The following is a 24,587-nucleotide window of genomic DNA, read 5'->3' as shown; positions in this document are numbered from 1 at the left end:
CGGAAGCGGACGCACCTACGGGAGGCACCGGTACCTCCGCGCCACGGCCCGGGCGGCGGCCCCCCGCCCCTCCGCCGGCGCGGGAAGGCTCCGGGGAGCGGCCGGCATGCCGGGCAGCACCTGGAGCGGCGCCCTCCCGCCGGTGCGGGAAGCGCTCCAGGGCCAGGGGCCGCCGGTGCGGCGCGGGCAGGCGCCCCGTCAGTGCGGGGACGGCTTGCCCTGGCAGGCGCAGGGCGCGGTGTAGGTGACGACCGCCCTCGCCGTGCCGGTCGCGTCCGGCGTGGCGAGGGCCGCGGTCGTGCCCGGCGCCGCGTACGACGAACCGGCGCCGCCCGCCCCGCCGTTCACGCCGCCCGCCCGTACGTACCCCGGACGGCCCCGTCCCGGGGCGCGCGGCCGCGCGCACAGCGGGTGCCGGCGCCGAACACCGCCGCGATCTCGGGCAGCGCCGTCAGCGCCCAGGAGGAGCCGATGTCCCGCCGGGCGGCGGGCCCACGCACGAGCGGACCGGCGCGGACGCCGCCCGTGCGGTGCTCCGGGCCGTGGCCCGATGGCGGACCCCCACCACGCCCGCCCGATCACAGCCCGACGGGCACCGGCGTCTCCGGAAGGCCGCCCGAGTCCAGCCCGGCAAGCAGTCCGCCCAGGTCGCGGGGGGAGAAGACGTCACGGCCGCGGTAGCCGCGGATGTCCTCGGGCCGCCACCACCGCAGCCCGGTGACGTTCTCCGCCGCGAGCTGCTCGTCCGTCAGCGCGCCGCGCGGGGCGAAGTGCGGGGTGCGGACGAGGAAGTAGTCGTTGACCACCCCGTCGTACCCCGGCGCGTGCGCGGGATCCACGACCACCTGGTGCCAGACGTGCGGCGGCTCGCCGTCGAGGGCGAGCCCCACCTCCTCGCGCAACTCCCGCCGCAGCGCGCCGAGGAGCGTCTCCCCGCTCTCGACGCCCCCGCCGGGCGCGGCCCACACCACCAACGTCCCGCCCGGCCGCGCGAAGGCGAAGCGGCACAGCAGGATGTGCCCGCCCTCCTCGTCGAGCAGCAGCGCGCGGACGGCGTGACGCAGATTCACCGGCGGCATGCGGCCACGATATCCCCCGGGGGAATTCGGCCGCCCTCGCCCGCGGCCGTCGCGCACCCCGCACCGGGACGGTCACCGAACGGCCGACGCGACCCGCTTCCCCCCGGACCAGCGGGGACGGACGCCCGCCCGCCGCCGCCCGCGCGCGCTCCGGCATGATGGGAGGGTCGGCCGGTCGCGGAGCCGGTCGCGGAGCGGGAGGTTCACGCAGATGCGCGGAAGCGTCGTCGCGGTCAGTTCCAGTGGCGAATACACGTTCACCAAGCCCAACCGCGGCGGTATCCGGCTGATCGCCGGCCTCGGCGTGGAGGGCGACGTGCACTCCGGTGTGACCGTCAAGCACCGCTCGCGCGTCGCCAAGGACCCCACCCAGGCCAACCTGCGCCAGGTCCACCTCATCCACGAGGAGCTCTTCGCCGAGGTCGCCGACGCCGGCTTCACCGTCGCCCCCGGCCAGCTCGGCGAGAACATCACCACCTCCGGCCTCGACCTCCTCGGCCTCCCGGCCGGCACGCTCCTGCACATCGGCGACACCGCCGTGGTGGAGGTCACCGGCCTGCGCAACCCCTGCCGCCAGATCGACGACTTCCAGCACGGCCTGCTCAAGCAGGTGGTCGGCCACGACGACGAGGGCAACGTCGTCCGCAAGGCAGGCGTGATGAGCGTCGTCCGCGAGGGCGGCACCGTCCACCCCGGCGACCCGATCACCGCCCACCTCCCGGCCACCCCGCACCTGCCCCTCGCGCCGGTCTGATCCCCCCGGCGAACCGCCGCCGCGCCGCGGGCGTCCTCCTTCGCACAAGGCGGCACACCGCCACGAGCGAGGGGGTTCTCATGGACGGCGACGGAGGGCACGGCGACGCGGGTCACAGCGGGCACAGCGGCCACGGATCCCACCACGGGCACCACCACGGGCACCACCACCACCACCACCGCGGCGCGTCCGGCGGGGATTTCGACGGAGGGCGCGGCCGCGGGTCGCGCCGGAGCGGGGGAGCCGGCCCCCTCCTGCTCCTCGTCGTGGTGGTGGTCGCGTTCTTCCTGCTCACCTGGTTCCACTGACGGCGCTGCCGCCGTGTGCCCCCCGCGGGGCACACGGCAACCGCGCGGCAGGACGGTCCCTCGCCCGGTGGCGGCGGGAGTGCGTAGCTCCGCGGTCGGCGCCGGAACCGGCCCCGGCTTCCTGTGAACCGCCCCGACCCCCTGGCGCGCGGCGCGCCGGGTACACGAGGATGGCCGCCATGCTCTTCGTCGTATGCGCCTGCGTGGCCTTCCTGACCGGCGCCTTCGGTACGGTACGGGCCGCCCTGCGCGGCGCGCGCTGCCTTCGGGCGCGCCGCAGCGGGCTGGAACTCCAGGCCGACGTGGTCGGCAACGACAGCCGGCCGACCGCGAACGCCGGCCGCTACAGCCTCACGCCCGTCGTGCGCTACCGCATCGACGGCCGCACGATCGTGTCCTCGCTCGTCAACGCCTCCGGCCGGCCCGGCACGAGCGGCGGCGCGATGACCGTCGTGGTCGACCCGGCCCGCCCGTACGAGCCCTACGACCGCTACCGCTTCCTCGGCGCCGCGGACGGCGGCGCCGTCCTGCTCCTCCTGCTGGGCACCGCCCTGCTGGTGTGGTCCCTGGTCCTGCTGTGAGCGGGCACGCCCCGCGTCACCCGGCGACACGCGCCGCGGCGGGATCGGCCAGGATCCGGTCCACTGCCTGTCCGGCCGTCAGGTCCGAGGTGTCCAGCCACAGCCCGCGGCGCGGTGTGCGCTCGCGCAGCTCCTCGTCGAGCAGCCCGACCGTCCAGCCGCCGCCGTAGCCCGTCTTCGGCCGCGCGGCCTCGCGCGCCGCGACCACGTCGGCCGCCGGGGCGAGGACGACCAGATACAGCGGCCTCGCGGTCACGGCGTCGAGGAAGAGCCCCAGGTGCTCGCCGAGGACGACGTCCTGGACGACCACCGTCCACCCCGCCGCCGCGTACAGGTCCGCGACCGCCGCCGAGGCCCGGTGACGCAGCAGCAGCTGCGCCGCGGCCTCGGGCGTCGGCCGCGGCGTGACGTCCTCCCGCCCGGACACGACCATCCGCCGGAAGCCGTCGCCGCGCAGGTGCACCGACCGCGGGAGCCGCTCGGCCGGCAACTGCGCGACGGTGGACTTCCCCGCCGCCATGACCCCGGTGACCAGCACCACCGCGCCCCGCAGCTCGTCCACCGCCGTTGCGCCCGGCCGTCAGCCGGCCAGCGGGACGATGCTCACCGCGCAGTAGTCGTACCCGTCCTGCTTGCCGCCGGGATCCTCCCAGACCAGCTCGACCCGCTGCCCCGCCGTCAGCGTGCGGAAGCCGTCCATCCTGATGTGCGAGAAGTGCCCGAAGCACCCGCCGGGCGTCTCCGGCGAGTCGAGCACCCCCCAGCCCTCCTCGTCGCTCCACTCCCGGACGGTCGCGATCACCATGAGGCCCACCATACGAGCCCGCCCCCGCCCGCGCGCCGGGATTTCCCGGTTCAGCTCCCCGCCGCCGTCCCCTCCTGCGGATAGGTGCTGATCTCGACCAGGTTGCCGTCGGGGTCGCGCAGATAGGTGCTGGTGAAGGGGCCGAGCGCGCCCGTACGCGGGACGGGCCCGGCCTCGACGGGGACGCCGCACGCGGCCAGGTGCTCCAGGATCCGGAGCTGCGGGTGCGGGGTGACCAGGCAGAGGTCGGCGCTGCCGGGGGTGGGGCGGGCGGCGTGCGGGAGGAGTTCGCGGCCGGCCTCGTGGAGGTTGATCTTGACGGTGCCGAAGGCCAGCGCGCGCCGGCCGCCGCCGAAGGTGACCGGCCGCATGCCGAGGACGCGCGCGTAGAAGGCGACGCTCTCCTCGACGTCCGCGACCGTCAGCACGAGATGGTCCAGTCCGCCGACCAGCGGTCCGCTCACGGGGCGGGGCGCGTATGCGCCCAGCAGCCGCGTGCAGGCGGCCTGGGCGGGGGCGGACAGCAGCCCGCGGGAGCGGGTGAAGAGATCGGCGAGGCCGGGGCCGTAGCGGGTCGCGAGGTCCGCGTTGTGCTCCACCAGGTCGAGTTCGTTCGCGGCGGTGATCTCCATCAAGGCCCGCAGGTCGGCCTCGGCGGGGACGCCCTCGGCGCCGGTGAAGCGGTCCCGGAAGACGAGAGGGGAGCCCTGGCCGAGCTGCGGGTAGACCGCGGAGCGGTCGCAGCTCGCGTAGAAGTAGACCAGCGCCTCGGCCCGTTCGCCGACGAGCGCCGCGAGCCGGGCGCGCTCGCCGGTGCCGAGCAGCGCCTCGTCGAAGCCGTCCGTCCCGTAGGCGGCATGGCACAGTCCCGCGGTGCGTACGGCAGGGTCGGCGCCCCATCCGTCCAGCACCGCCTCGACGCGCGCCAGGTGCGCCAGCAGGGTGCCGCCCGGGTGGGGGATGCGGTCGGCGCCCCGCTCGCGCAGGAAGTCCTCGATACGTGCCCGGTCGGGCTGCGGTTCTTTCCGACTCATGACCATGTCACGAGTTATAGTCGTGACGTGAACGCCGAGGCAAGCGACGCGGACGACGTCCCCGCCGCGGAACTGCGCTTCAACTTCCGCTCCGGCCGCCTGTGCCTGGCCTTCGTCGCCACAGTCGGCGAGCGCTGGCGCGGCCGGTACGAGCGGCTGCGCGAACCGTCGGACCTGGCCCGCTGGTACCGCGAGGCGGGCCTCCTCCAGGAGGCGCCGGCCGTCACCCGGCCCGGCCTGGAGTCCGCCCGCGCGCTGCGCGAGGCCGTCCACCGCATCGCCCGCGCGGTCATCGACGGGGAGCCGCCCTCGCCCGCGGACGAGGCCGCCGTCAACGCCGCGGCGGCCGCCCCGCCGCTGATCCCCGTCCTGAGCGGCGGCACCGGCCGGCTCACCCTCCCGGCCGCCCGCGGGCAGCAGGCGGCCCTCAGCTCGGTGGCCCGCGACGCCGTCGACCTCTTCTCCGGCCCGGCCGCCGCCCGACTGCGCGAGTGCGCGAGCCCGGAGTGCGCCCTGCTGTTCGTCGACACCAGCCGCCCCGGCCGCCGCCGCTGGTGCTCCAGCGACGCCTGCGGCGGCAGGGACCGCGCCGCCGCGTACCGCCGCAGGCGCGCCGGGACGCCGGAGAACTGACTGGCGGCGTACGCGGACCGGGGGAGGGCGGGGCGCCGGAGCGCCCCGCCCCCGAGCCCCCGGCGTGCCCCCGCGATTGTCAGACCCTCACGCCAAGATGACGGGTATGACGACAACTCCCGCCGTTGAGGCGTTGGCCACCCCTGCCCAGTACCGCGACACCGTCGCCCGTGTACGCGAGGCCGCCCGCGCCTACTACGGCGGGGACGGGGATTTCGCGGCCGAGAGCGTGCTGGACGACGCCACCTACGACCAGTGCCTGCTGGCGCTCGCCGCGTACGAGCAGGCGCATCCGGACGAGGCCGCGCCCGATTCGCCGACCACCCAGGTCGCGGCGGGGGCCGCACCGGCCGGCGATGTCGCGCATGGCGTGCCGATGCTGTCGCTGGACAACGTCTTCTCCGCCGAGCAGCTGGTCGCGTGGGGTGAGGGACTGCAACGCCGCCTGGGCCGCCCGGTCGAGGGCGGCTTCACCGTGGAGCCCAAGCTGGACGGCGCGGCGATCGCCGCCCGCTACCGCGACGGACGCCTCGTCCAGGTGATCACCCGCGGCGACGGCCGCTTCGGCGAGGACGTCAGCCACGTCATCGGCACCATCGACGGCCTGCCGGAAGAGCTCGGCACACCCGGCACCGTCGAGGTGCGCGGCGAAGTCCTCTTCACGCAGGAGCAGTTCGAGCGCGCCAACGAGATCCGCGTCGAGCACGGCGCCACGGTCTTCCGCAACCCGCGCAACGGCGCCTCCGGCACGCTGCGCGCCAAGGACCGCCCCTACCGGCTGGCGATGACCTTCTGGGCGTACGGCGCCGTCGAACTCGACGGCGGGGGCTTCCTGCCCGAGGGCGCCTCCCACAGCGAGCTGCTGGCACTGGTCTCCGCGGCCGGCGTGCGGACCACGCGCGAGAATCCGGCCGGGATACGGCACGTCGCCACGGTCGAGGAGGCGCAGCGGCGGATCGAGGAGATCCAGGCGCTGCGGCCTGCGCTGCCCTTCGGGATCGACGGCGTCGTCGTCAAGGCCGACACCGCCGCCGAGCAGCAGGCCGCCGGCTCCGGCTCGCGCTTCCCGCACTGGGCCGTCGCCTACAAGCTGCCCGCGGTCGAGCGCACCACCGTGCTGCTGGACGTCGAGTGGAACGTCGGCCGTACGGGCGTGATCGCGCCCCGCGGACGGCTGGAGCCCGTCGAGATCGACGGCAGCACCGTCGAGTACGCCACCCTGCACAACCCCGCCGACATCCGCCGCCGCGACCTCCACCTCGGCGACACGGTCACGGTCTACAAGGCGGGCGACATCATCCCCCGCGTGCAGGCCGCCGTCGTCCAGCTGCGTCCCGCGGGCGCGGTCGAGGTGCCGTTGCCCGAGGCATGCCCGAACTGCGGCAGCGACATCGACCGGAGCCAGGAGCGCTGGCGCTGCGTCAAGGGCGCCGCCTGCCGGCTGCCCGCGCTCATCGGCTACGCCGCGCAGCGCGACTGCCTCGACATCGACGGTCTGGGCAGGACGTACGTCACCTGGCTCGTCGACTCCGGCGCCGTCACCGACATCGCCGACCTCTACACCCTCGACCTCGCGACCCTCTGCGAGGCCGCCGGGAGCGACAAGCGGGGCGCCAAGCTCGCCGAGCAGATCCGGGCCGCGAAGGCCAAACCGCTCAGCCGCCAGCTGTGCGCGCTGGGCATCACCAACACCGGGCGCCGCCTGTCCCAGCGCATCGCCGCCCACTTCCGCACCATGGAAGCGGTGCGCGCCGCGTCCGCGGAGGCGTTCCAGGACGTCGACGGCATCGGCCCGGAGAAGGCCCCCGGCATCGTCGCCCAGATAGCCGAACTCGCCCCGGTCATCGACAAGATGATCGCGGCCGGCGCCACCATGGACGAGCCCGCGGCCGACTCCGCGGTGGACGGCCCGCTGACCGCCGAGGACGGCCGCCCGAGGAAGGTCGTCGTCACCGGCAGGATGACCGGCCCGCTCGCCGCCCTCAGCCGCACCGGCGTGAAGGACCTCGTCGAACGCGCCGGCGGCAAGGCCGGCGACACCGTCACCGCCGAGACCGCCTACCTCGTCGCCGCCCCCGCCGCGAACGGCAAGTTGAGCACCAAGGCCGCCAAGGCCGAACAGCTCGGCGTCCAGGTCCTCACCCCGGAGGAGTTCGCCGACCTGGTCGCCGACTACCTGCCCTGACGCGGGCGGACCGGCTACGTCCTAGGATGGCAATTTCCGTCCAGAGGGGGAGGGCTGATGATCATACGTATCCGCCGGCGGGGCAGGGGCGCCGTCGCCACGGCGGCCGCCGTGGCGGCCGCGGCCGTGCTCGCCGCGTGCTCGGGCGACGGGAAGCCGCCCGCGCTGTCGCAGGCCGGCCTGCACGACAAGGTGCGCTCGGCGGCCGGGGACTCCAAGCGGTGCCCGCTGGACTACGACCTGGACAAGGCGGCGTCGGCCGCGCACGTGCCCGGGGCCGCGAAGCCGGTCTCCGCGCACGTCGACCTGCCGGAGGACGCCGACAAGGACGCCGTGCTCAGCACCGCGCACGCCACCGACGTGGAGTGCGACTACACGCTGGGTTCCGGGACGGTGTCCGTCGAGACCCTCGCCGCCGAGAAGGGCAGTGCCGCCGCCCTGCTGGCCCCGCTGGTCCAGCGGGACGCGGAGCTGTCCTCCGACCAGCTGAAGGCGTACGTCGAGAAGGTGCAGAAGGCGCCCACCGGCACCCCCGTCGTCACCCCGACCGGCAGCGTCGCCCTCGTGCGGCTGCGCGGCGCCGGCACCGACAGCGTGGTGCTGATGGTCAGCTGCGGCACCGGCCAGGACGAGGGCGGCACGAAGCTGACCGCGGCGCAGGTCCGCGGGCTCGCACAGAACCTGGGCGGCCAGGCGCACTGGTGACGGCGCCGGTACGCCCACCGCGAGGGGACCGCGGGAAGGCTTCCCGGGCCCGGTGCCGCGGTCACATCGCGGTGGGCGTCCCCGCCGTTCCGGCACCTCGGAGCAGCGTGTCGACAACGCGCGCCGCGAGCGCGTCGGGGTCCGAGCCGGTCGCCGTCTCCGCGGCCGCCTCGTGGATGAGGGCGTAGTAGACGCGCCGGGTCCAGTCGAGATCGGCGTCGGCGCGCAGCACGTGCGCGTCCTGGGCGCGGCGCAGGAGCCGGATGCAGGTGGCGCGGACCTCGGCGTGGATGCGGGCCGCTTCGGGGTGGTCCGCGGCGGGGCGGTTCATGGCGAAGGACCAGTTCGTCTTCACCCGCAGCACGTTGGCGGTGATCTGGTAGAGGGCGACCAGGGGCGGGGCGCTGTCGGGCCGGGCGGCTCCGACGGCGTCGGCGAACTGGCGGGCGGCCCAGTCGGTCAGGGCGTGCAGGAGCGCCTCGCGGGTCGCGAAACGGCGGTGAACGGTGGTGCGGGCCACCCCGGCGGCGCGGGCGACGTCCTCCATCGTCGCCGCCGGATCGGCGGTCAGGACGCGTTCGGCGGCCTCCAGGATCGCCCGTATCGTCCGCTCGGTGTCGGCCCGGACCGCCCTCGGCGCGCTCGTCCGCTGCTGCTTCTGCACTGTCACACCGACACGCTACACCGGTGGCACTCTCAGAGGGGTTAGTTGCAACACGTGTGTTGCATGTAATAGCTTCGCCGCATCGAACGGGTAGCAACTCGCCGACCCGCATTCCCGCGTTCCCGGCGTCCCCCGTGTGCCACCACAGCGCCACCACAGCGCCACCACAGCGAAGAGGCGACCATGCAGCAGCGTGTTCTCGGCCGCACCGGCATCTCCGTCAGCATGTTCGCCCTCGGCACCCTGCATCTGGGCGCCTGGGGCAACAGCGACCACGACGAGGCGATACGCCTGGTCCACACCGCCCTGGACGGCGGCGTCACCCTCATCGACACCGCCGACCAGTATTCCGGCGGCGAGGCCGAGGAGATCCTCGGCAAGGCCCTGCGCGGCCGGCGCGACGACGTCGTGCTCGCGACCAAGGGCCACTTCCCCGTGCGGAGGGAGGACCGCGACCCGAACCGGCGCGGCAACTCCCGGCGCTGGCTGACCCGGGCGGTCGAGGACAGCCTCCGGCGCCTGGACACCGACCGGATCGACCTCTACCAGGTGCACCGCCCCGACCCGGCCACCGACATCGACGAGACGCTGTCGGTGCTGTCCGACCTGGTGCGGGCGGGCAAGATCATGGCCATCGGGACGTCCGACTTCCCCGCGGAGCAGCTGGTCGAGGCCCAGTGGGTCGCCGACCGGCGCAACCACATCCCCTTCCGGACCGAGCAGCCGCCGTACTCGCTGTTCGTCCGCGGCATCGAGGCCGACGTCCTGCCCACCGCACGCAGGTACGGGCTCGGCGTGCTGACCTGGAGCCCGCTCAACAGCGGCTGGCTGACCGGGCGCATCCGCCGGGGCGAGCGGATCGAACTCGACGCCTTCCGCCGCGTGGTCTCCCACAAGTTCGACCTCCAGCTGCCCGGCAACCGCCGCAAACTCGACGCCGTGGAGGAACTCCTCACCCTCTCGCAGGAGGCGGGCATCCCGCTGACCCGCCTCGCCCTGGCCTTCGCGGCGAACCACCCGGCAGTCACCTCGGTGCTCCTCGGACCGCGCACCGTCGACCAGCTGACCGACCAGCTCGCCGCCGCCGACATCCGCCTCGACGACGCGGTCCTGGACCGTATCGACGAGATCGTGCCGCCCGGGACCACCCTCAACCCCTCGGACGTCGACCACCAGCGGCCGGCCCTCGCCGCGTCGGAACGGCGCCGCCCGCTCGCCGCCTGAGCGCAGGCGGCGAGGAGGCCGGCCGCGCTCCGTCAGATCGTGCCGTTCTCCCACCACCAGGCGCGGCCCAGGTCGGCGCGGCTGTCGACGTGCTGGTGGTCCTCGGTGTACGTCTCCAGGCCGGAGAAGCCGCAGGTCTCGGCCCTCTGGTAGACCGTCTTGTTGGCGACGCCCGCGACGCCGAGGTCCGCGGCCGTCCCGTACAGGTGCATGCTGTCGGACGCGCCGCCCACCGAGGCGTTGTGCGCGATGCTGCGGAAGCCGGAGTTGACGGTGACGGGGACGTTGCCGAGCTTCTTGCGCAGGGCTTCGAGCTTGTACATCAGCCGCCGGGCGTTCTCCTTGGCGGCGGCCGCGCTGACCTTGCCGCCGCTGAAGGTCCCGCTCACCCGGTCGGTGAACTCGCTGAAGTTGAAATGGACGGTCGAACCGTCCGACTGCTGCAGGGCGTTGAGCTGCGCCTGGGTCGCCGGACCGGCGACCGCGTCCGACGCCAGACCGTACGCGGACTGGAAGAGCCGCACCGCGGTCGCGGTCCCGGGCCCGAAGTCCCCGTCGATCGCGACCCGGGTGTGCGCGGGGCCCGCCGACGCCCAGCCGGCCACCCGGATCTGCAGCTCGGTGACATCGGCGCCGGTCATGCCCTGCTGGAGGGTGCGCGGCCACGAGTACGCCGAGGCGCTGTGCGCCAGCAGGACCGGGCCCAGCACGGCACCCGCTCCGGCGGCCAGCGTGCCGCGCAGCAGGGTGCGGCGGTCGAAGGGGAAGGAAGACGAGGCCATCGTTGTCCTCTCGCTGGCCGGCCGGGGCGTTCCGCCCCGCGGAAGTGGCGGTCCAAGAATGCCGCTGGTGCCCGAGGTGCTCAAGGGGCAGGAGGGCGAACATCTGCCGGGCACCGGGCGAACGGACCGCCGCCCGCCGGGCGTACGGACCACCGCCGTCGAACCCGTCACCGCAGTCGGAAGACCTGGGCCGCCGTGCCGTTGCAGTCGTACAACTGGAGCGCGTCCCCCTGCCGCGCCAGCCCGCCGCTGTCGTCGAGGCAGCGTCCGGAGGAGGAGTTGAACAGCGTGCCGTCCGCACGGCTCGTCCAGGCCTGCGCGCCCGTTCCGTTGCAGTCCCACAGCTGGACGCGGGTCCCGTTCGCCGTGCCGCCGCCCACCGCGTCCAGGCACTTGCCCAGCGCGTGCAGCGTGCCGTCCCCGGGGGCCGACCAGCGCTGCGCGTCGGTGGAGTTGCAGCCCCACAGCTGGACGGGGGTCGTCGGCGCGGGATCGGCGTTCGCCACGTCCGCGCACAGCCCGCCGGGGCCGGTGAGCGGACCCGGCGGCAGCTTCCAGAGCTGCGCGCCGGTCCCGTTGCAGTCGTAGAGCTGGAGCTGCACGGCGCCGGGCGCGGTGTTGCTGTCGGGCACGTCGAGGCAGCGCCCGGACGCCGGGTTGAGCAGGCTGCCGTCCGTGCGGTGGGTCCACAGCTGCGCCGCCGCGCCGGTGCACGACGCGAGTGCGACGGGGGTGCGGTTCGCCGTCCCGCCGCCGGACGCGGTGACGCAACTGCCGAGCGTACGCAGGGTGTTGTCGGCGGCGAGCGTGAACTGCTGGCCCGCGGTGTGGTTGCAGCCCCACAGCTGGAGCGCCGTGCCGTCCGTCGCCGAACCGCCGCGCGCGTCCAGGCAGTTGGCCCCCGCCCCGACGACCTCTCCGGCAGCCGGGTTCGCCGTCGCGCTGCCCTCCAGCGCCACCGTGTGCGCGGTGCCCACCGGCAGCGCGGCCGTGGTCACCGTGACGGTCCGCCGCTGCGGGTTCCACGACCAGTCCGTCTCCGGCACCTGCACACCGTCGACCCGCACAGCGGTCGGCGCCGGGGAGTTCGACAGCCGCAGCGTGTACGCCCGCGAGGCCGGCGCCCCCGGCCAACTGCCGCTCTGCGCCCCGACGGTGAGCGTCCGGGCGGCGTCGCTCCAGGACAGCGGCGTCGTCGCCGACTGGCCGGCCGTGTAACCGGTGCCCTCGCCCGCGTCGGTGTAGAGCGAGGACGAACCGTCCCCGCCCGCGGCCACGTTGACCGTCAGCGCGGTCAGCGGCTGCTGCGCGCTGCCCGCGTAGTCGGTGCGCGTCGTCATCATCCCGCCGCTCCTGATCAGCACCGGGAACTGCCCGAGCGGGGCGGTCGCCGTCACCGTGGCCGGGCCGGTGTACGTGTGCCCGGTGAAGTAGTCGGTCCAGCTGCCCGGCGGCACCCACACCGACACCGAGCCGTTGCCGGAGGCGTCGTTCGGCGTGGTGATCGGCGCCACGAGCACGTCGTCGCCATACAGGTACTCGCCCTGCGCGCGGTAGGCGTCCTCCTGCGCCGGGTAGTCGAGGTACATCGGGCGGACGATCGGCACACCGGTCGTGCTCGCCTGGTGGGCGAGGGTGTACGTGTACGGCACCAGCGCCTCGCGCAGCCGCAGCGCCTGCGCCGCGGCGGTCGCCGCAGCCCCCGAGTAGTTCCACGGCAGCCGGTCGCCGTGGTCGGAGTGCAGCCGGTCGACCGGCTGGAAGGCGCCGAACTGCAGCCAGCGCACGTACAGGTCGTCGGCCAGGTGACCGCCGTGGAAGCTGCCGATGTCATGGCTGACGTTGGACAGCCCCGCCGCCGCCTCGTCGGCGGTGAAGCGCACCTCGTAGCCGAGCATGTCCCACGTCGCCGGGGTGTCCCCGGTGAACTGCATGCTGGTGCGCCGCTCCGACCACGGCCCCAGCGCGTAGTTGCTGTCGTCACCGCCCTGCTCGGAGCCGCCGATCCGGGCGAAGGAGAAACCGCGCAGGCCCCTGGCGGCCGCGTCGTCGGCGTAGGCCTGGTTGATCAGGTTGTCCGGCGCGACATGCGGGTCGCTCGCCGTCGAACCCCCGCACCCGCCGCAGTAGTCCAGCCACCACTCCCGTACGCCCTGCTGCTCGAAGGGCTGGTGCAGTCCCAGGTAGGCGCCGAGCTGGGCGCTGTTCGACCAGTCGAAGCGGTAGGTGCTCCCGCTGTCGAGGGTCAGCCCGCCCGCCGCGCTGTTCGCGGCGGCGAACCGCGGGTCGTTCTTGTCGATGCTCGGATGGATGTTCATCGCGACGGACAGGCCCTGCTGCTTCGTCCAGTCCAGGAAGGCCTGCGGATCGGGGAAGAGCGCGGAGTTCCAGTTCCAGCCGTTCCACTGGCTCGGCGACTTCCAGTCGGTGTCCACCACCAGCCAGTCGACGGGCACGTTGTTCGTCCGGAAGGCGGGCAGCAGCGAATTCTCGTAGTCGGCCGCGGTGTAGGCGTAGTAGCGCGAGTACCAGACCCCGTACGCCGAGCGCGGCAGCAGCGCGGCGCCGCCGGTCAGGGCGTTGAGGTCGGACAGGCCCTGCTTGTAGTCCTGGCCGTAGCCGAAGAAGTAGCCGTCCTGGTAGGGCGAAGTGCCGTGCGAGGGGCGGTCGGTGACGGTGTGTCCGGAGCCGAGCAGTGCGCTGCGGCTGTCGTCGAGCAGGTACCAGCCGCTGCGGTCCAGGATGCCGGGGTGCTCGGGTACGGGGAGGGTGCGCGGGTTGTCCAGCGTGCGCGACCAGCCGCCGAGCGTGTCGGCCGGCCCGGCACCGTAGCCGGTGGTGACCAGGCCGGTCTGCGCCGCCGGATACGCCGTGGTGGCCGGCGCGGTGACGGCGAGGCTGTCGATGTTGACCCGGCCGGTGTCCCCGGCGTTCTGCACCACGGACAGCGCGTTCGTGCCCGCGGCCAGGTGCACGGTGGCCGACGCCGTCGACCAGGCGTCCCACGAGGACGTCGCCGGAAGGCTCAGCGCGGGTCCCGCGGCGCCGTTCACCCGGGTGGACAGTGTGCCGGTGCCGCCCGCCGCGTTGGAGTAGCGGACCTGCAAGCGGTAGTCGCCGGCGGCCGGGATCTGCGAGACGTCCTGGCCGATCCCGCTCCCGGCGGCCTCGTAACCGGCCACGAACGCGCTGCCGGTGTGGCCCGTGTGGTCGTACGCGGCCGCCGCCCGCCCGCTGAACAGCGCGTCCTCCCCCTCGCACGCGGCGCCGAACGCGCAGTAGGACGGGAAGACCGGTTCGGCCCGCACACCCGTCCCGGCCAGCGTCACGGTGGTGTTGGCGGCGGTGAACGGCCCGCTGCCCTGCTTCCAGCGCAGCGTCAGCGCGCTGGTCCTGATCTCCCGGTAGCCGTCGGAGGTCACGTCGGTGGTGTACGCGGGCGGGCTGAAGGAGCGGTTGACGGCGTTGAACGTGGCGCCGTCCTGGAACACCCCGTCCCCCGCGTACTCCAGCCGCACCAGCGTCGGGGTCAGCACCTCGAACCGCGCGCTGCCGTCGACGACCGCCACCCCCGCCGCGCCGGCCGCGGTGGCGCCGCCGGCAACGGCCACCAGCATGGAGGCCAGCAGCGCGAGGCAGGCCGCGACGAGCGGCCAGACCCGGTGGGCGTACGGACGCGGGCGCGGTGCTCGTGAGGGGCGAGGACGCACGGGGACCTCCCGGGAGGGTCGCTGACATCGTTATCAGACATGCCAGGCAGGCGCGTTGAAACCCGGTCGGGGCGCGGGGCCGCCAACCGGTCCGGAGTCGCGCGGGTGCCACGGGCGGCCGACCGGTGGTCCGAGTGTCAACGCGCGACGCGAACATGTCAATGACTCGCTCGGCCCCGGAGGGGAGCCGGCCGGACCGCCGGGTCAGTCCCCGGCCGCGCCGTCAGGAACTCAGATGCTCGTGCAGCACCAGCCACCCGCCGTCCCGCCGTACGAGCACGTTCGTGCCCCGCCCCGCCCCCGAGCGGGCCTGCCCGTCGACCACCCCGGTCCAGGAGAATCTGTAGCGGCACACGGCGTGGCCGGGGGCGAGGGCGACCCACTCGACATCGCTGATCTCGTACGTCTCGTCGCGGATGGTCGCGAAGGTCCGCTCGATCGCCCCGGCGATCTCGGCACGGCCCCGGTGGGAGCCGTCCGAGAACCAGTAGACCGCGTCCTCGGCGATCAATGGCAGGACGCGTTGGAGGTCATGGCTGTTGGTGGCCTGCTCGTAGCGCCGCAGGAAGGCGGCGGGCTCGGCGGCGGGATCGGTCACGGGATGTCCTTTCGAGCGGGGGCGCGGAGCCCGGAACACCGGCCGGATCGCGCGACGAGATGCATGCCGACCGGGGGAACGACCGGGGAACGACCCGGGGAGGGTGAGCGGCCCGCGGGCCCCTCGAGTTCATTGTGCCCGGAAAAACTTCTCCACCGGTGCCGCGAAATGCGCCGGGGCGCATTCGGATCAGTTTCCGCCCCGTCCGGGTGAAATCCCTTGACGTCGAATTTCGGCTCTGCAAGACTCATATCTTGTTTCTTCGAGATTCCCATGGGGGGACATTCGGATGGCGGGCGCTTCGATTGCGTTGATCGGGATTGACGGAGCCGGAAAGACATCCCTGATGGGACCGCTGCGCGATGCGCTCACGCAGCGAGGTTTCACCGTGGCCGAGGTGAACTGGCAGAACGCACTCAGGACCACGGGGCCGGATTACCCGGGAATCAGCCTGGAGCAGCTCCACGTGGAGGCATGGCGTCTGTTCTTCGCCGACGGCGTGGCCGACGGCCGGAAGATCGACCAGGAGATTCCGCGCGACTATTCCGAATTCACCACCTCGGGAGTGCTGGAATCGCTCGCGGGTACACCGCAGGGGGCCCGCCAGTCGGGGCTGGTGGGGTCCGCGCTCGTCGAATTCGCCGTCGATTACCTGCTGCAGGCGGAGTTCGTCCGGCCGGCCATGGCGGAGGGAAAGGTGACGCTCTCCGACGGATTCGGGTTCAAGAACGTGACGAAGGTTCTCAAACTGGCAGGCGAAATGCCGCAGTCGGTGCGCAGCATCCCGCGCGAGAGCCTCGACGTACTGGTGGGAGCCGTGCGGGCCGCCTACGCGAGTCCCTTCCTCCAGCCGACCCTCGGCATCCTCCTGGACGCGGACCCCGCACTCACCTACGACTGGCGCACCCGCCAGGCCGGCGGACCCGGGTTCGGGGAGGACTACAGCGTGACCGGGCGCTCGGACCGCGATTCCTACGTCGAACTCCAGACGTACATGGCCGAGCAGTACCGCTCCGCGGCCGCCGAATGGGGCTGGCAGGTCGTCCCGGTCGACGGCCGGCCGCAGCGCGAGACGATCTCCGAGGCCCGGCGGATCGTCCTGGAGCATCCCGCCTTCCAGGTCTGACCGCAGATTCGCCCTGGCGCCGGACCCGCACACGCCTGAGCCGATGCGACGCTGCCGCCCGCGGTCTCGGACGATCTCGCAGGCGCGGCCCGGACGTGCACGCGGTGTCGGACCCGGTCCGTACGGGCGAGGCCCCGGACCGGCCGCAGCCGGTACCGGGGCCTCGCCCGCGGCGGGGACGGGTCAGCCGTTGGGGAGGATGACCGCCCGGCCGTTGATGCTTCCCTCGTGCAGGCGCTCGTACGCGCGCGGCGCCTCGTCCAGGGAGAAGGTCTCCGTGTGCACGGACACCGCCCCGTCGCGGGCCAGCGCCAGCACCTCCTGCAGCTCGGGGCGGGTGCCCCAGTAGGGGGCGCTGACCGAGACCTCGAAGGGCAGTACGCCGAAGCCGACCGGCAGCGTGCCGCCGCCGATGCCCACCAGCGACACCTCCGCCTCGACCGCGGCCACGGCTCCCGCGATGCGCACGGTCGGCGCGGCCCCGACGAAGTCGAAGACGGCCTGTGCGCCCAGGCCCCCGGTCAGCTCGCGTACGGCGGCGGGAGCGCCGTCGTCGGACAGCACCGCGGCGTGCGCGCCGACCTTCCGGGCCAGCGCCAGCTTGTCCTCGCTGACGTCCAGGGCGACGACGCGGGCCGGGCTCAGCGCCCGCAGCAGCTGGATCGCGGTGTGCCCGAGCCCGCCGGCGCCGATGACGACCGCGGTGGATCCCGGCACCAGCTTGGGCAGCGCCCGCTTGACGGCGTGGTACGGAGTCAGGCCCGCGTCCGTCAGCGGCACGGCCGCGACCGGGTCGAGACCGTCCAGGGGCACCAGGTGGCGCGGGTCGTCGACGAGGAGGTACTCGGCGATCGCGCCCGGCGCGCCCAGACCCGGCGGGCGGATGCCCAGCTCGTCGGCGCGCAGGCAGTAGTTCTCCTTGCCCTCGGCGCACTTGGCGCACCGGCCGCAGCCCCAGGGCCCGTAGACGGCGACCGCGTCGCCCTCGCGGACACCGGTCGTGCCGGGGCCGAGCGCGGCCACGGTGCCGACCCCCTCGTGGCCGAGGGTGAGGGGCAGCGGGTAGGGGAAGCTCTCCGCGGGCCAGCTCATGACGGCGATGTCGCTGTGGCACACGCCGGCGGCGGTGACCTTCAGCAGCACCTGGCCGGGACCGGGCTCGGGATCGGGGACGGTCACCACCTCGGGGGCGGCGCCGACGGTGCGGTACTGGAGTGCTTTCACGATGATCTCCTCTCCGGGACGTCAGACGGCGGTGTAGGCGCCGTCGACCAGGTGGTAGCTGCCGGTCACGAACGAGGCGCGGTCGCCGAGCAGGAACGCGATGACCTCGGCGACCTCCTCCGGCCGGCCCAGCCGCCTCGCCGGGTGCAGCGCGACGAGCGCGGCACGGGCCTGCTCGTCCATCCCGTCCAGCAGCGGCGTCTCGATGAAGCCGGGGCCGACCGCGTTGACGCGGATCCCCCGTGCGGAGTATTCGGCGGCGGCGGTTTTGGTGAGCCCGACGACGCCGTGCTTGGCCGCCACGTACGCGGGCGAGCCCGCGAAGCCGACCGAGCCCAGGATGGAGGCCACGTTGACGATCGCGCCGCCGTGCCCGGTCGCCTCGATCGCGGGCAGCTCGTGGCGCAGGCAGTAGAAGACGCCGTCGAGGTTGGTGCGGATCACCCGGTCGTACTCCGCGACGTCGTACGCCCCGGTCGGCGCGCTGGGTCCGCCGATGCCGGCGTTGTTCACCGCGAGGTCGAGGCCGCCGAAGGTCTCCACGGCGAAGCGGACGGCCGCCTCTGCCGACTCCGGGCGGGTGACGTCCAGCGCGGTGGCCGCCGCCGTGCGCCCCTCGGCGGCCAGGGCCGCGGCGGCCCGCTCGGCGCCGGGGATGTCGAAGTCGGCGAGGACGACGCTCGCGCCGCCCGCGGCGAGCTGCCGGGCCGTGGCCAGGCCGATGCCGGACGCCGCTCCGGTGACCAGGGCGGTACGCCCGGCGAACTCGGTGGATGTGGGGGTGGGGCTGGAGGTGTTGCTCATGGTGCTCTCACAAATCGGTAGTGCGTGTTTCCTCTGCGGTGCTGTGGGCGGCCGCCGAGGCGGTCTCCCTGGTCAGGGCGCCGTACGCCCGCTCGACGAGATCGGCGAGGCCGGTCCCGCCCACGTCGTCGGGACTGCGGGCCCAGGCGCGCAGCGCGGCGGTCAGCACTCCCGCCGCGGCCTCCACGACGACGGCGGGGCGCAGATCCTCCGGCCCGCGGGCACCGAGGCGCTCGGCGACGATGCGTACCGACTCGTCCTGGGCGTCGACGCGGATGCGCTCGTACGCGGCGAACAGCGTCGGCTCCCGGTCGAGCAGCCCGACGAGACGGCGCATCCGCGGGCGCAGGTGCGCGGCGGGCGCGTCCCGGTCGGCCAGCCACGCCGCGACGGCGCGGCGGTAGGCCAGCAGCGGCGGCTCGTCGGCCGGCCGCACGCGCAGCGCCGCGTTGATCCGCTCGCCGTCGTCGCGGACGAAGCCGAGGGCGGCGTCCTCCTTGCCGGTGAAATACCGGCTGAAGGTCCGCCTGGTGACATCCGCGCGCCCGGCAATGGCCTCCACCGTGGTGGCGGCCAGCCCGCGCTCCAATATCAGGTCGACCGCGGCCGTCGCGAGCGCCTCGCGGGTGCGGCGCGCCCGCAGCAGCCGCCGATCCGCCTCGGCGGCACTGCCCGGTTCCGTTTCGTCGGCGTCCATGTCTTCGACGGTACGCCCCGATGTCCCGGCGGGACACATGTCCCGATGAGACATATGTCCCACCGGGACGGTTCCGGAGCCCCTGCGGCCCGCTGGGAGGCGTACGGCGCCGGTCGGCCGGGGGAGAGGCCCCTACCGCAGTGACCGGCCGTCCGCAGTGCCGTCCGCGCCGTCCGGCTCGCGCGGCTCCACGCAGCACCTGCCCGGGCAGGGGGGCGAGGACACCGAGCAGCGGCCCGTCACGGCGCCTCTCCCAACGACGAGGGCTACGACGAACCCGTCCTTGCCCGGTCCATCCCGGTCCGCTCGGTCCGCTCGGTGTGCGAGCACCGCCTGCTGCCCTTCGTCGGCACCGCCATCGGCGGCTGCCTGCCCGCCGACCGGATACTCTGCCCGTCCGAACCCGCCAGCGCCGTCGAGCACTTCGCCTGCCGTCCGCAGGTCCAGGAACGCCTGAACCAGGCAGATCGCCGACTGGCCGAGCCCCGCGGCGACCCGCGACCGCCCCCGGTCCCGGCGGCGGCCCCAGGAGACAGGAAAGGCGCACCGTTGGAGATCTGGATCAACCCCGCCTGCTCGAAGTGCGCCTCCGCGCTCTCCCTCCTCGACGAGGAGGGAGCCGCGTACACGGTGCGGCGCTACCTCGACGACCCGCCCACCGCCGCGGAGCTGACCGCCCTGCTCGACCGGCTCGGCCTCGAACCGTGGGACATCACACGCACCGGCGAGGCGGCGGCGGCCGACCTCGGCCTGGACTCCTGGCCCCGCGCCGCCGCCTCCCGCACCCGCTGGATCGACGCGCTGGCCGCCCACCCGGCCCTGATCCAGCGGCCGATCATCACCGCGGACGACGGCACCGCGGTGGTCGCCCGCAGCCCGGAGGCCGTCCGCTCGACCCTGCCCTCCGCGGGCGGACGGTGACCCGGGCGCGGCGGGCCCTGCCGTAGCGGATTGTCGGCCCCGTCCCCGGCCGACGAGGACCCGGCACGGTTCGCCCGGCGAGTACGGAGCCGCCCGGTCGCCTCAGGCGGGCGCGTGGCCGGGATCCGCCTCGGCGGGGGTGTAGGGGGAGGCGAAGGTGAAGGCGCGGGGTGACGGCCCGTTGTCGCGGAGGTCGGCGAGCCGTTCGAGGGCTTCGGCGACGGTCGGCAGATGCCCGGCGGGGACCCACCACAGGACGAGGTGCGCCTCGACGTGGCGTTCGAACCATTCACGGCGGCGGCGCATGGCGTCCAGATGGCTGCTGCGGTAGGCGAAGTCCCACAGCGCCTCCATCGTCTCCCACACCGACAGGTTCACGATGACGTCGTCGCCCGCGGGCCGCATCCCGGTGGCGTCGGGCTGCCCGTCCTCGATCAGCCGCCACACGAAGCCCGGCGCGCGGTCGGCGGCGGTGTTGACGGGGACGAGCAGGTCCACGAAGGCCTGCATGCGCGGGTCGTCGAGGGGGTGCCGGAGGGTGGCGACGTTGAGCTCGGCGAGGTGGACGCGGGGCCCGTCGCCGACCGAGGGGCCGGCGGGGCGGGCCGAAGCCTGGGATGGGGTCATGACCTCATCCCAGCACGCCCTGCATTTCTATGTCAATGGCCGTTGTTTTTAGTGGTGTTCGACCACCACGCAGCACATCCCCGGCCGGGCGTCCATGCGTGCGCGGACCGCGCCGTCGCCCAAGAGTCCTTCCAGCAGTGCCAGGTTCATCCCGCAGACCAGTGGCGGAAAGCTCTCGGCGACAGCGTGGAAGGGGCAGTTGTGCATGCGTACGGCCGGCGCCGCACCTCCGGCGGCGTCCTCGACATGGGGCTCGTAGCCCCGGGCGGCGAGGAGTTCGGCGGCCTGGTCGAGGCTCGCGCAGGGCTCCGCGGCGCCGCGCAGAACCTCGCCGCGCCGCCGCGCGGCCTGGCAGAGGACGGTGTCCGCGCCCGCCTGCTCGGCCGCTTCGGCGAGGAGTTCGGCGGCGGTGCGGTAGTCGCGTGCGGGAAGCGACACCGACCGCTCCTTCCGCGAGCGCGTGTAGACCTTGGCCGGCCGCCCGGCCCCGGGACCCGAACGCCCGGTCAGCCGGCGGCTTCCGCTGTCCAGCAGTCCGGCCTCGGTGAGCTTGTCCAGGTGGTGTGCGGCGAGCGTCCGCCCCACCCCCGCCGCCTCGGCCGCCTCGTTGCGCCCCACCTCGCGGCCCTGCGCGGCCACGTACTCGTACAGCCGCCGCCGGACGGGGTCCTGCAGCACCGCGATCGCCTCGATGTCCTCCATCCCCGCATTCTAGGAACAACCCCGGTAGGAGATAGAGCCGGTCGTGCCGGCGACCGGCCGGCGGTGGGGCTCACCGTGCGAGGATGGGAGTCCGGACCGCGCGTCAGGAGGCGATTTCCAGGCCATGGCCGTGATCTACCGCACCACGCTCAAGCCGAACAAGCTGGAACTGCTCACCGGCTGGCTGCCCACCCGCCCCTGGTACCGCGGCGGCGGTGCCCCGGTGCTGGAGAAGTCGGGGGGCTTCCGGCTGGACGACCCGGCAGGCGAGGTCGGGATCGAGTTCATGGTGGCCACGGACGTCAGCGGCCCGGCACCGGTGCCCTACCTGGTGCCGCTGACCTACCGCGCCGCGCCGCTGGAAGGGGCCGGGCGCGCCCTCGTCGGCACGATGGAGCACGGGGTGCTGGGCAAGCGCTGGGCGTACGACGGCTGCCACGACCCCGTGCTCGTGAGCGAACTGCTCGCTCTGATCGAGGGCACCTCACCGGCCATGGCGCAGAGCGTGACGGACACCCCCGACCATGAGGTGAGCCGCTCGTGCACCGCCGCCCCGCTCGCCACGGGCGGCTTCATCCCCGAGCCCGCCGACGACCGGGAGGGCACCTGCCTGTCCCTGCCCGGCGGTACGGCGCTGCGCGTCCACCGCGCCCTCGTCCCCGCCCCCGGCCCCGTGGATCGGCTTCCCCTCCCGCCGGAGGCTGTCGGCCACGTCGCGACCGGCTGGCAGGGACCTGACGGCTCACGCCTGCGAGCGGTCCTGGTGACGGTGCTCGGCGCCTGACCGGGAGCGCGCGGGCGCGGCCCGCGTTCGCCGTCCCGTCCTGCCGGTGCTGCTCAGGACCCCGCCGGCGGTGTGTGCGGACGCGCGGCGGCGTCCGTCGGGTGCCTGTCGTCCCGGTGGCCGGGTGGTGTGGACGTGCCGGAGGGGTCGGTCTCGGTGGCGTTGTGCCGGTCGGGGCCGCCCACGGCCGTGTCCTCGGGCTCGCGGCCGGCGGACCGGCGCCCCAGGCCGTCCTCGGAAGCCGGTGCGGTGCCCGGTCCGCCGGTGGGGTCGGCGCCGGCCGGGGCGGCCTCGCGGGCCGGGTCGGTGCCGATGCCGTTGCCGGTGGCCGCCCGCGGGTCGTGGCCGGGGCCGGGCGTCGTACGCGGCGCCGTGGCCGCCGTACCGTCCGACCGCTCGGTCCTGGCGTTGTCCGGGTGGTGGTTCATCGTCTGCCTCATCTGTCGGGTGCGCTCCCCTTCGGCTACCCCGCTCTCGCGGTCTGCGTCACGTCCGGCGAGACGGGTTGCCGCCGGTCCGCAAGCGGAGCCGGGCAGGCAGTGGCGTGCCTCGGCCGTGCCGCCCCTGCCCGCCCGGCCGGTGGCCGACGCGCCGCGGGCGTCTCACACCGTGGCGCTCCTGAGCCCCGAAGTGTCGATGTAGTCGCGGACGTGGCTGATCTGCCCGTCGTGCACCCGGAGCACCAGGAGCCCGGGAACGCCGAAGGTGGCGCCCGTGGCCGGAATCGTGCCCACGACGACCTGCTCGGCGACGATCACCTCCGGGTCGGTGGTCTGGTGGACCGCGGTCCTGCGGATCTCCGCCACCTGTACGGGGCTCGCGCCCCAGGAGGCCCGGTAGCCGGCGCGCACAGCCTCGCGTCCCTCGAGGCTCGGCGGGAAGCCGGGGGTGGCGAAGGGGAATTCGTGCAGGGCGTCGGCGGCGTAGAGGTCGGCGAGGTCGTCGGCCGACTTGTCGAGCATGGCCTGGTAGTAGCGGTCGAGGACGTCGTACGGGCTGCGCGCGGCGGCTTCGGCGTTCGGCACGGGGCACTCCATTCGCTCAACGGTTGTTGACCCAATGGAGACTAGGCCGCACCCGATCGTTCGGTCAACGCCTGTGGAGCGAAGGGCTGTAGAATGAGCCGGTGCCCACCGCCCAGCCGTCCCGTGCCGAGCGCCGCCGCGCCACCGAGGCGCGGATCCTCGCCGGCGCCCGCGAGCTGTTCGCGGAGAAGGGGTTCGACCGCACCACCATCCGCGCCGTCGCGGCGGCCGCGGGCGTGGACCCGGCCCTGGTCATGCAGCACTTCGGTTCAAAGCGGGAACTGTTCACCCGGGCCGTCCAGGTCGATCCCGCGGCGCCCGCGGCCACCGGCCCGGAAGGGCTCGCCGAGCAGCTGCTGGCCACCCTCGGCCCCAAGCTCGGCGCGCTGCCCGAAGGCACGCTGGCGATGATGCGGTCGATGCTCACCGACCCCGGCGCGGCCGACCAGGTCCGCGCCCGCCTCTCCGAGCAGGCCGACGCCGTCGTTGCCGCGATGCCGCCCGCGGAGGATGCCGAACTGCGTGCCGCGCTGGCCCTCACCACCCTGCTCGGCGTGACCGTCGGCCACCAGCTCCTCGGCCTCCCGGCCCTCGCCGGCGTCTCCGCCGACCGCATCGCAGCCCTCCTCCGCCCGGGCATCACCGCTCTGACGGAACCGCCGGGCCGAGAGCTGGGGGACCGGCCGAACGGCGCGTGACCGGCGTGGCGGTGTCCCCACCACCCTGGGCCTGCCGAGGTGCGGGAGGCGGGCAGGTGGCGCGGGCGTGATCCCCGCTGCATCGGCGGGGCGCTCCGGCGGTACTGCCCCGGTGCCCGGCCGTAGTCGCGTTTGAGGGCCTTGGCGAAGGCGAATTCCGAGGTGTAGCCGACCCGCTCGGCGACGACCCGCACCGGGACGCCGCCGTCCGCACGCAGCGGCCCGGCGGCGGTCGTCATCCGCCACCAGGTGAGGTAGGCCAGGGGCGGGCGGCCCGCGAGGGCGGCGAAGCGCCGGGCGAAGGTGGCCCGGGACATACCGGCCTGCGCTGCGGGAGCCGCGACGGTGGCCGTGGACATGCCGGGGTCGTTGAGGAGCGCCGCCCACCCCGTGGCGGTGGGGGCCGCGGCCTGCTCGTCGAGCCAGGCCCGCAGGATGAACAGCAGCAGCATGTCGACGAGCGAGGTCAGGATCGCGGTGGTCCCGGCCTGCGGGGCGGCCAGTTCGCGGACGGTGGCGCGCGGCGAGGTGTGCCAGCCGACGTCGGGCAGTTCGTCGAGCACGGGATGTGTCCGCTCGCGGTCGAAGTAGGAGGCGGCGCGCAGCATTGTGGCCGTGGCGCCGGGGCCGTCGATGTGCACCTGGTCGAGCGGGGTGTCGCCGTCGCCGGGGCGCGGCCGGAATTCCACCACCGGGCTGCCGGGACGGTCGGCCAGGGCGTAGCCGGTCGCGCGTGGCAGGAAGACGATGTCCCTGACGTTTGAGGGCCTGCGGTTCGCCGCGGGCGGGCGTCAGCCAGCACGGGCCCCGCAGGACGACATGGCAGCACCGTCCTGTGGCCCCGGGGAGGAAGAGAGCACGTCTGGGTGGGTGTGGGGAGCATGGGGGTGTCGGGCGGATTCTTCGCGGGCGAGGAA

Annotated in this window: 27 protein-coding genes and 2 pseudogenes; 12 read left to right on the top strand and 17 right to left on the bottom strand. The window is 74.3% G+C overall.

What is annotated here, in order from left to right:
• Positions 1-198 precede the first annotated feature (198 nt).
• Both ACH4SL_RS27935 and ACH4SL_RS27930 read right to left on the bottom strand, forming a co-directional pair.
• A complete protein-coding gene (locus tag ACH4SL_RS27935; protein WP_398450406.1) occupies positions 199-348 on the bottom strand; it encodes a hypothetical protein in 150 nt (49 codons plus the stop codon).
• A gap of 230 nt (positions 349-578) precedes the next feature.
• On the bottom strand, positions 579-1,079 hold the full coding sequence (locus ACH4SL_RS27930) for an NUDIX domain-containing protein (protein ID WP_398450404.1): 501 nt from the start codon (positions 1,077-1,079) through the stop codon (positions 579-581).
• 211 nt (positions 1,080-1,290) lie between these two features.
• Here ACH4SL_RS27930 and ACH4SL_RS27925 point away from each other — a divergent pair, with 211 nt between their 5' ends.
• The 3 genes from ACH4SL_RS27925 (at position 1,291) to ACH4SL_RS27915 (ending at position 2,722) form a co-directional block, all read left to right on the top strand.
• Entirely contained in the window at positions 1,291-1,833 is a 543-nt protein-coding gene (locus tag ACH4SL_RS27925; protein ID WP_398450402.1) for an MOSC domain-containing protein, read from the top strand.
• An 80-nt stretch (positions 1,834-1,913) separates the two neighbouring features.
• Entirely contained in the window at positions 1,914-2,141 is a 228-nt protein-coding gene (locus ACH4SL_RS27920) for a hypothetical protein (protein ID WP_398450400.1), read from the top strand.
• Between the two features lie 179 nt (positions 2,142-2,320).
• Positions 2,321-2,722, top strand: a complete 402-nt coding sequence (locus tag ACH4SL_RS27915) for a DUF3592 domain-containing protein (RefSeq protein ID WP_398450396.1) — start codon at positions 2,321-2,323, stop codon at positions 2,720-2,722.
• 16 nt (positions 2,723-2,738) lie between these two features.
• On the opposite strand, the gene ACH4SL_RS27910 is transcribed toward ACH4SL_RS27915, so the two are convergent.
• From ACH4SL_RS27910 to ACH4SL_RS27900, 3 genes are read right to left on the bottom strand one after another with little or no spacing between them, the layout of a single operon-like run.
• A complete protein-coding gene (locus ACH4SL_RS27910) occupies positions 2,739-3,275 on the bottom strand; it encodes an AAA family ATPase (RefSeq protein WP_398450986.1) in 537 nt (178 codons plus the stop codon).
• Between the two features lie 27 nt (positions 3,276-3,302).
• The gene (locus tag ACH4SL_RS27905) at positions 3,303-3,527 is read right to left on the bottom strand and encodes a cold-shock protein (protein WP_398450394.1); all 225 of its coding nucleotides are present in this window, start codon (positions 3,525-3,527) and stop codon (positions 3,303-3,305) included.
• A gap of 50 nt (positions 3,528-3,577) precedes the next feature.
• Positions 3,578-4,561: a VOC family protein gene (locus ACH4SL_RS27900; RefSeq protein ID WP_398450392.1), complete on the bottom strand. Its 984-nt coding sequence runs from the start codon at positions 4,559-4,561 to the stop codon at positions 3,578-3,580.
• 27 nt (positions 4,562-4,588) lie between these two features.
• Between ACH4SL_RS27900 and ACH4SL_RS27895 the strand changes: the two genes are divergently transcribed.
• The 3 genes from ACH4SL_RS27895 to ACH4SL_RS27885 all read left to right on the top strand — a co-directional run bounded on the left by ACH4SL_RS27895 (position 4,589) and on the right by ACH4SL_RS27885 (position 8,084).
• Entirely contained in the window at positions 4,589-5,194 is a 606-nt protein-coding gene (locus ACH4SL_RS27895; protein WP_398450390.1) for a CGNR zinc finger domain-containing protein, read from the top strand.
• Between the two features lie 106 nt (positions 5,195-5,300).
• Complete coding sequence (gene ligA / locus ACH4SL_RS27890; RefSeq protein WP_398450388.1) at positions 5,301-7,379, top strand: NAD-dependent DNA ligase LigA; 2,079 nt, start codon at positions 5,301-5,303, stop codon at positions 7,377-7,379.
• A 57-nt stretch (positions 7,380-7,436) separates the two neighbouring features.
• Positions 7,437-8,084 (top strand): hypothetical protein, encoded by a 648-nt coding sequence (locus tag ACH4SL_RS27885; protein ID WP_398450386.1) that lies wholly within the window; start codon positions 7,437-7,439, stop codon positions 8,082-8,084.
• A 61-nt stretch (positions 8,085-8,145) separates the two neighbouring features.
• Here the strand turns inward: ACH4SL_RS27885 and ACH4SL_RS27880 are convergent, their stop codons facing one another.
• Positions 8,146-8,754: a TetR/AcrR family transcriptional regulator gene (locus ACH4SL_RS27880; RefSeq protein WP_398450384.1), complete on the bottom strand. Its 609-nt coding sequence runs from the start codon at positions 8,752-8,754 to the stop codon at positions 8,146-8,148.
• 177 nt (positions 8,755-8,931) lie between these two features.
• Here ACH4SL_RS27880 and ACH4SL_RS27875 point away from each other — a divergent pair, with 177 nt between their 5' ends.
• On the top strand, positions 8,932-9,972 hold the full coding sequence (locus ACH4SL_RS27875) for an aldo/keto reductase (RefSeq protein ID WP_398450382.1): 1,041 nt from the start codon (positions 8,932-8,934) through the stop codon (positions 9,970-9,972).
• A gap of 32 nt (positions 9,973-10,004) precedes the next feature.
• On the opposite strand, the gene ACH4SL_RS27870 is transcribed toward ACH4SL_RS27875, so the two are convergent.
• The 3 genes from ACH4SL_RS27870 to ACH4SL_RS27860 all read right to left on the bottom strand — a co-directional run bounded on the left by ACH4SL_RS27870 (position 10,005) and on the right by ACH4SL_RS27860 (position 15,062).
• Positions 10,005-10,754, bottom strand: a complete 750-nt coding sequence (locus ACH4SL_RS27870) for a D-Ala-D-Ala carboxypeptidase family metallohydrolase (RefSeq protein ID WP_398450380.1) — start codon at positions 10,752-10,754, stop codon at positions 10,005-10,007.
• Between the two features lie 167 nt (positions 10,755-10,921).
• Positions 10,922-14,464, bottom strand: coding sequence for a ricin-type beta-trefoil lectin domain protein (locus ACH4SL_RS27865; RefSeq protein WP_398450378.1), 3,543 nt, complete (start codon positions 14,462-14,464; stop codon positions 10,922-10,924).
• A gap of 223 nt (positions 14,465-14,687) precedes the next feature.
• On the bottom strand, positions 14,688-15,062 hold the full coding sequence (locus tag ACH4SL_RS27860) for a YybH family protein (RefSeq protein ID WP_398450376.1): 375 nt from the start codon (positions 15,060-15,062) through the stop codon (positions 14,688-14,690).
• Positions 15,063-15,351: 289 nt separating this feature from the next.
• Here ACH4SL_RS27860 and ACH4SL_RS27855 point away from each other — a divergent pair, with 289 nt between their 5' ends.
• Positions 15,352-16,188, top strand: a complete 837-nt coding sequence (locus ACH4SL_RS27855) for a hypothetical protein (protein ID WP_398450374.1) — start codon at positions 15,352-15,354, stop codon at positions 16,186-16,188.
• Positions 16,189-16,371: 183 nt separating this feature from the next.
• Here ACH4SL_RS27855 and ACH4SL_RS27850 read toward each other — a convergent pair whose 3' ends face one another.
• The 3 genes from ACH4SL_RS27850 to ACH4SL_RS27840 are packed head-to-tail and all read right to left on the bottom strand — an operon-like array spanning position 16,372 to position 18,913.
• On the bottom strand, positions 16,372-17,412 hold the full coding sequence (locus ACH4SL_RS27850; RefSeq protein WP_398450372.1) for an NAD(P)-dependent alcohol dehydrogenase: 1,041 nt from the start codon (positions 17,410-17,412) through the stop codon (positions 16,372-16,374).
• Between the two features lie 21 nt (positions 17,413-17,433).
• On the bottom strand, positions 17,434-18,216 hold the full coding sequence (locus ACH4SL_RS27845; protein ID WP_398450370.1) for an SDR family NAD(P)-dependent oxidoreductase: 783 nt from the start codon (positions 18,214-18,216) through the stop codon (positions 17,434-17,436).
• A 7-nt stretch (positions 18,217-18,223) separates the two neighbouring features.
• The gene (locus tag ACH4SL_RS27840) at positions 18,224-18,913 is read right to left on the bottom strand and encodes a TetR family transcriptional regulator (RefSeq protein ID WP_398450368.1); all 690 of its coding nucleotides are present in this window, start codon (positions 18,911-18,913) and stop codon (positions 18,224-18,226) included.
• A gap of 252 nt (positions 18,914-19,165) precedes the next feature.
• Between ACH4SL_RS27840 and ACH4SL_RS27835 the strand changes: the two are divergent.
• Together ACH4SL_RS27835 and ACH4SL_RS27830 are read left to right on the top strand one after the other, a co-directional pair.
• Positions 19,166-19,391 (top strand): annotated as a pseudogene (locus ACH4SL_RS27835) (GTP cyclohydrolase I); the annotation flags it as partial.
• Between the two features lie 71 nt (positions 19,392-19,462).
• A complete protein-coding gene (locus ACH4SL_RS27830; protein ID WP_398450366.1) occupies positions 19,463-19,834 on the top strand; it encodes an arsenate reductase family protein in 372 nt (123 codons plus the stop codon).
• 102 nt (positions 19,835-19,936) lie between these two features.
• Here the strand turns inward: ACH4SL_RS27830 and ACH4SL_RS27825 are convergent, their stop codons facing one another.
• Together ACH4SL_RS27825 and ACH4SL_RS27820 are read right to left on the bottom strand one after the other, a co-directional pair.
• On the bottom strand, positions 19,937-20,461 hold the full coding sequence (locus tag ACH4SL_RS27825) for a DUF3291 domain-containing protein (RefSeq protein ID WP_398450364.1): 525 nt from the start codon (positions 20,459-20,461) through the stop codon (positions 19,937-19,939).
• 48 nt (positions 20,462-20,509) lie between these two features.
• Positions 20,510-21,163 (bottom strand): helix-turn-helix transcriptional regulator, encoded by a 654-nt coding sequence (locus tag ACH4SL_RS27820; RefSeq protein WP_398450362.1) that lies wholly within the window; start codon positions 21,161-21,163, stop codon positions 20,510-20,512.
• 124 nt (positions 21,164-21,287) lie between these two features.
• On the opposite strand from ACH4SL_RS27820, the gene ACH4SL_RS27815 reads away from it, so the two are divergent.
• Positions 21,288-21,947, top strand: a complete 660-nt coding sequence (locus ACH4SL_RS27815) for a 1,4-alpha-glucan branching protein (protein WP_398450360.1) — start codon at positions 21,288-21,290, stop codon at positions 21,945-21,947.
• A gap of 53 nt (positions 21,948-22,000) precedes the next feature.
• On the opposite strand, the gene ACH4SL_RS27810 is transcribed toward ACH4SL_RS27815, so the two are convergent.
• Positions 22,001-22,387: a hypothetical protein gene (locus ACH4SL_RS27810; protein WP_398450358.1), complete on the bottom strand. Its 387-nt coding sequence runs from the start codon at positions 22,385-22,387 to the stop codon at positions 22,001-22,003.
• 162 nt (positions 22,388-22,549) lie between these two features.
• Positions 22,550-22,972, bottom strand: coding sequence for a nuclear transport factor 2 family protein (locus tag ACH4SL_RS27805; protein ID WP_398450357.1), 423 nt, complete (start codon positions 22,970-22,972; stop codon positions 22,550-22,552).
• Between the two features lie 101 nt (positions 22,973-23,073).
• Between ACH4SL_RS27805 and ACH4SL_RS27800 the strand changes: the two genes are divergently transcribed.
• Positions 23,074-23,670, top strand: a complete 597-nt coding sequence (locus tag ACH4SL_RS27800) for a TetR/AcrR family transcriptional regulator (RefSeq protein WP_398450355.1) — start codon at positions 23,074-23,076, stop codon at positions 23,668-23,670.
• Between the two features lie 107 nt (positions 23,671-23,777).
• Here the strand turns inward: ACH4SL_RS27800 and ACH4SL_RS27795 are convergent.
• Positions 23,778-24,419, bottom strand: a pseudogene (locus ACH4SL_RS27795) (AraC family transcriptional regulator); the annotation flags it as partial.
• Positions 24,420-24,587 lie beyond the last annotated feature (168 nt).

The sequence above is a fragment of the Streptomyces sp. NPDC021020 genome, assembly GCF_044333285.1.
Lineage (GTDB): Bacteria > Actinomycetota > Actinomycetes > Streptomycetales > Streptomycetaceae > Actinacidiphila.
Note: the sequence above shows the minus strand (reverse complement) of the source record. Positions and strands in the feature narration are given on the sequence as shown.

Bases quoted from the DNA above. Each gene is read 5' to 3' on its own strand.
- ACH4SL_RS27825 (WP_398450364.1), bottom strand. From the start codon at position 20,461: ATGACCCCATCCCAGGCTTCGGCCCGCCCCGCCGGCCCCTCGGTCGGC.
- ACH4SL_RS27885 (WP_398450386.1), top strand. From the start codon at position 7,437: ATGATCATACGTATCCGCCGGCGGGGCAGGGGCGCCGTCGCCACGGCG.
- ACH4SL_RS27875 (WP_398450382.1), top strand. From the start codon at position 8,932: ATGCAGCAGCGTGTTCTCGGCCGCACCGGCATCTCCGTCAGCATGTTC.
- ACH4SL_RS27815 (WP_398450360.1), top strand. From the start codon at position 21,288: ATGGCCGTGATCTACCGCACCACGCTCAAGCCGAACAAGCTGGAACTG.
- ACH4SL_RS27905 (WP_398450394.1), bottom strand. From the start codon at position 3,527: ATGGTGATCGCGACCGTCCGGGAGTGGAGCGACGAGGAGGGCTGGGGG.
- ACH4SL_RS27870 (WP_398450380.1), bottom strand. From the start codon at position 10,754: ATGGCCTCGTCTTCCTTCCCCTTCGACCGCCGCACCCTGCTGCGCGGC.
- ACH4SL_RS27820 (WP_398450362.1), bottom strand. From the start codon at position 21,163: ATGGAGGACATCGAGGCGATCGCGGTGCTGCAGGACCCCGTCCGGCGG.
- ACH4SL_RS27915 (WP_398450396.1), top strand. From the start codon at position 2,321: ATGCTCTTCGTCGTATGCGCCTGCGTGGCCTTCCTGACCGGCGCCTTC.
- ACH4SL_RS27925 (WP_398450402.1), top strand. From the start codon at position 1,291: ATGCGCGGAAGCGTCGTCGCGGTCAGTTCCAGTGGCGAATACACGTTC.
- ACH4SL_RS27810 (WP_398450358.1), bottom strand. From the start codon at position 22,387: ATGAGGCAGACGATGAACCACCACCCGGACAACGCCAGGACCGAGCGG.
- ACH4SL_RS27855 (WP_398450374.1), top strand. From the start codon at position 15,352: ATGGCGGGCGCTTCGATTGCGTTGATCGGGATTGACGGAGCCGGAAAG.
- ACH4SL_RS27840 (WP_398450368.1), bottom strand. From the start codon at position 18,913: ATGGACGCCGACGAAACGGAACCGGGCAGTGCCGCCGAGGCGGATCGG.
- ACH4SL_RS27900 (WP_398450392.1), bottom strand. From the start codon at position 4,561: ATGAGTCGGAAAGAACCGCAGCCCGACCGGGCACGTATCGAGGACTTC.
- ligA (WP_398450388.1), top strand. From the start codon at position 5,301: ATGACGACAACTCCCGCCGTTGAGGCGTTGGCCACCCCTGCCCAGTAC.
- ACH4SL_RS27930 (WP_398450404.1), bottom strand. From the start codon at position 1,079: ATGCCGCCGGTGAATCTGCGTCACGCCGTCCGCGCGCTGCTGCTCGAC.
- ACH4SL_RS27920 (WP_398450400.1), top strand. From the start codon at position 1,914: ATGGACGGCGACGGAGGGCACGGCGACGCGGGTCACAGCGGGCACAGC.
- ACH4SL_RS27845 (WP_398450370.1), bottom strand. From the start codon at position 18,216: ATGAGCAACACCTCCAGCCCCACCCCCACATCCACCGAGTTCGCCGGG.